General features: G+C 50.8%; 4 protein-coding genes. 3 read left to right on the top strand and 1 reads right to left on the bottom strand.

The genetic code is table 11. The features are described from left to right. From ABUA47_RS12250 to ahpF, 3 genes are all read left to right on the top strand, one after another. On the top strand, nt 1-804 hold an 804-nt coding region (locus ABUA47_RS12250; protein WP_349831629.1), incomplete at its 5' end, for a LysR substrate-binding domain-containing protein. 195 nt (nt 805-999) lie between these two features. After that, entirely contained in the window at nt 1,000-1,566 is a 567-nt protein-coding gene (gene ahpC / locus ABUA47_RS12255) for an alkyl hydroperoxide reductase subunit C (RefSeq protein ID WP_005826106.1), read from the top strand. A 170-nt stretch (nt 1,567-1,736) separates the two neighbouring features. After that, nucleotides 1,737-3,296 (top strand): alkyl hydroperoxide reductase subunit F, encoded by a 1,560-nt coding sequence (ahpF, locus tag ABUA47_RS12260; RefSeq protein WP_035447588.1) that lies wholly within the window; start codon nt 1,737-1,739, stop codon nt 3,294-3,296. A gap of 38 nt (nt 3,297-3,334) precedes the next feature. Here ahpF and ABUA47_RS12265 read toward each other — a convergent pair. Beyond that, the coding region (locus ABUA47_RS12265; protein ID WP_349831630.1) for a S46 family peptidase at nt 3,335-3,592 on the bottom strand (258 nt) is incomplete at its 5' end.

The raw sequence follows: 3,592 nt of genomic DNA on the forward strand, positions 1-3,592 counted from the left end.
GAACTGGACACCCGGATTTTTGACCGCAGCCAGCAGCCGGTATGCCCCACTCCCGTCGGTATCCACATCATAGAACAAGCACAGAATATATTGGTTCAAGCCAACCGTATAAAGAATATTATAGAAGAAGAAAAACACTCACTGACCGGCATCTTCAAGCTGGGCATACTTCCCACCGTAGCTCCTTACCTCCTGCCCCGTTTCTTTCCGCAGCTGATGAAGAAATACCCCGACCTCGACATCCGGGTAGTCGAAATGAAAACAAACGACATCAAGAAAGCCCTGCAGACGGGAGAAATAGATGCAGGTATCGTAGCGAGTCTGGCAGGTATGGAAGAGTTGCAGCAGACGCCGTTGTTCTATGAACAGTTCTTTGCCTACGTGTCGCGCGAAGACGCCCTCTTCAACAACGAGGTAATCCGTACTTCCGACCTGAACGGCGAACAGCTTTGGCTGCTCGACGAGGGCCATTGCTTCCGCGACCAGCTGGTGCGCTTCTGCCAGATGAAGTCGGCACGTGCCAGCCAGCTTGCCTATCACTTGGGCAGCATGGAGACCTTTATGCGCATGGTAGAAAGCGGCAAAGGCGTGACCTTCATCCCCGAACTGGCCGTTCTGCAACTGGGCGATGCCCAGAAAGAGCTGGTACGTTCCTTCGCCATCCCCTGCCCCACCCGCCAGGTCGTGCTGCTGACCAATAAGAACTTTATCCGCCACACGCTACTCGAAGTGCTGGTTAAGGAGATAAAACTTTCCGTACCCAAGGAAATGCTCTCACTGAAAGCAACCCAAGCAGTCGTATAGATTTCATCTATCGCTCCATAAAATCTTTCAATCGGATTTTTTGTTCTATCGGGGAAAAATGCTATATTTTTGCAAACAGAAAAAGCGAAGGTCGGTTGCACCTCAGCATCATCAAGCAAACTGGCTTCTACATTCTGTCTGCACAATCTTCGCATTGGTAAAACAAAAAACTAAACCTATTAAAAGAGAAAAATTATGGAACCGATCATCAACTCACAACTCCCTGAATTCAAGGTTCAGGCTTTCCAAAACGGAAGTTTCAAAACAGTATCCCACGAAGACGTAAAAGGTAAATGGGCCATTTTCTTCTTCTATCCGGCAGACTTTACCTTCGTATGCCCTACCGAGCTGGTAGACATCGCAGAGAAATATGACCAATTCCAAGCAATGGGCGTAGAAGTATATTCTGTAAGCACAGACTCGCACTTTGTGCACAAGGCATGGCACGATGCTTCCGAAAGCATCCGCAAGATTAAGTACCCCATGCTTGCCGACCCCACAGGCGTGCTGAGCCGCGCATTCGGCGTGATGATTGAAGAGGAAGGCATGGCATATCGCGGCACATTCCTCGTAAATCCCGAGGGTAAAATCAAGATTGCCGAGATACAGGACAACAACATCGGACGCAATGCCGACGAGCTGCTGCGCAAGGTAGAAGCTGCACAGTTTGTTGCCACACACGATGGAGAAGTCTGCCCTGCCAAGTGGAAGAAAGGAGCGGAAACTTTGAAGCCGAGCATCGACCTTGTAGGAAAGATTTGATAAGTAATAGGAGGAGCGGGCGCTTTCACCATAGAAAGACGTCCGCTTTCCTTTAAGACGTCCGCAGTACTTATATAGAAGTACTGGAGTATTTCCTCACAAGTACTGCAACTACTCTATATCAGAGATATTAAAAGACTATTTTTTCACCCCCAAACATCCTATTAATCATGTTAGAAACAACTATATTAGACCAGGTGCGGAGCGTATTCCAGCATTTGGAAGCCCGCTACGTCTTTCATATCACCTATCATCCGGGGTACGAGCAGGCACAAGAGCTTATCGGATTCCTAAAGGATGTGGCAAGCTGTTCCGACAAGCTCTCCTGCCGGATGAGTGAGACGGAGAACCCCGTGTTGGAGTTCACATTGCTGAAAGACGATGTGGAAACCGGCATCAAGTTCCGCGGCATCCCCGGCGGACACGAGTTCACTTCCCTCCTGCTTGCCGTGCTGAATGCCGATGGAAAGGGGAAAAATCTGCCGGACGAAGCAATTCGTCGCCGCATCCGGGCGTTGCAAGGCAACATCAGCCTGCAAACGTATGTATCGCTCACTTGTACCAACTGTCCGGACGTGGTGCAGGCACTGAACATCATCGCATTGCTGAATCCGCACGTCACCCACGAGATGGTGGACGGAGCACTTAATCAAGAGGAAGTGGATGCGCTGAAAATACAAGCCGTGCCGTCAGTCTACGCTAATGGCAAGCTGCTTCACGTAGGTCGCGGTTCTTTAGGAGAACTTTTGCAGAAGCTGGAAGAAGCCTTCGGCAGTGCTCCTCAGGAGGATGAAGTGCCGATAGAGAGAGATTTCGACGTGCTGGTATTGGGCGGCGGACCAGCCGGAGCTTCCGCAGCCATCTACTCTGTACGCAAGGGGCTACGGGTGGCGATTGTTGCCGAGCGCATAGGCGGACAGGTGAAGGAAACGGTAGGCATAGAAAACCTTATCTCCGTGCCGCAGACTACCGGAACAGAGCTTGCCAACGCACTCCGCACACATATAGAGCACTATCCGATAGAGATTTTCGAGGAGCGGAAGATAGAAAAAGTAGAGTTGCAGGGAACGGAGAAAAGCGTCTCCACCGTAGGCGGCGAGGTATTTCATGCACCGGCAGTAATCATTGCCACAGGGGCAAGCTGGCGCAAACTGAATGTGGAGGGCGAAGCGGAATACATAGGACGCGGTGTGGCATTCTGTCCGCATTGCGACGGTCCGTTCTATCAAGGCAAGCATGTGGCGGTTATCGGTGGAGGTAACTCGGGGATTGAAGCTGCCATCGACCTGGCAGGCATCTGCCGGAAGGTAACGGTATTCGAATTTGCCGATACACTGAAAGCCGACCAAGTGCTGCAAGAGAAAGCCCAGAGCCTGCCGAATGTGGAAATCTTCACCTCGTCACAGACCGTAAAAGTCGATGGAAACGAGGAAAAAGTAACTTCTATCCGCATCAAGGACCGCCTTACCGGCGAGGAACGCGACTTCCCGTTAGACGGCATCTTCGTGCAAATCGGTTTGGCAGCCAACAGCGCTCCTTTCCGCAACAAGCTGGAAACGACTCCGACCGGGGAGATTAAGATTGACGCTTTCTGCCGTACCACACTTCCGGGGGTATATGCGGCAGGGGATGTATCGAATGTTCCCTACAAGCAGATAGTCATTGCCATGGGCGAAGGGGCAAAGGCAGCACTCTCGGCATTCGATGACCGTATCCGTGGAGTGATTTAGAAAATATCACCCATAAAAGTATAGGCAGGGGGCACACGTTAAGGATTGGCAAGCTTCAGTTCCTGAATCAGATTTCCTGCCTTCCCATACTTCTCAATCATAAACAGTATGTAGCGTACATCTACCCCGATGGTGCGCTGCATCTTCGGCTCATAAAGGATGTCGCTGCTCATGGCTTCCCAGTTCCCATCGAAGGCAAGCCCCAGAAGTTCTCCTTTGGCATTGAACATGGCACTGCCGGAATTGCCTCCCGTAATGTCATTATTGGAGATAAAGCAGACATTCATTTCTCCCTT

Origin of the sequence: Bacteroides sp. RTP31139st1_H2_RTP31139_211217, from assembly GCF_040227615.1 — a bacterium.
In the GTDB taxonomy this organism is placed as follows: domain Bacteria; phylum Bacteroidota; class Bacteroidia; order Bacteroidales; family Bacteroidaceae; genus Bacteroides; species Bacteroides uniformis.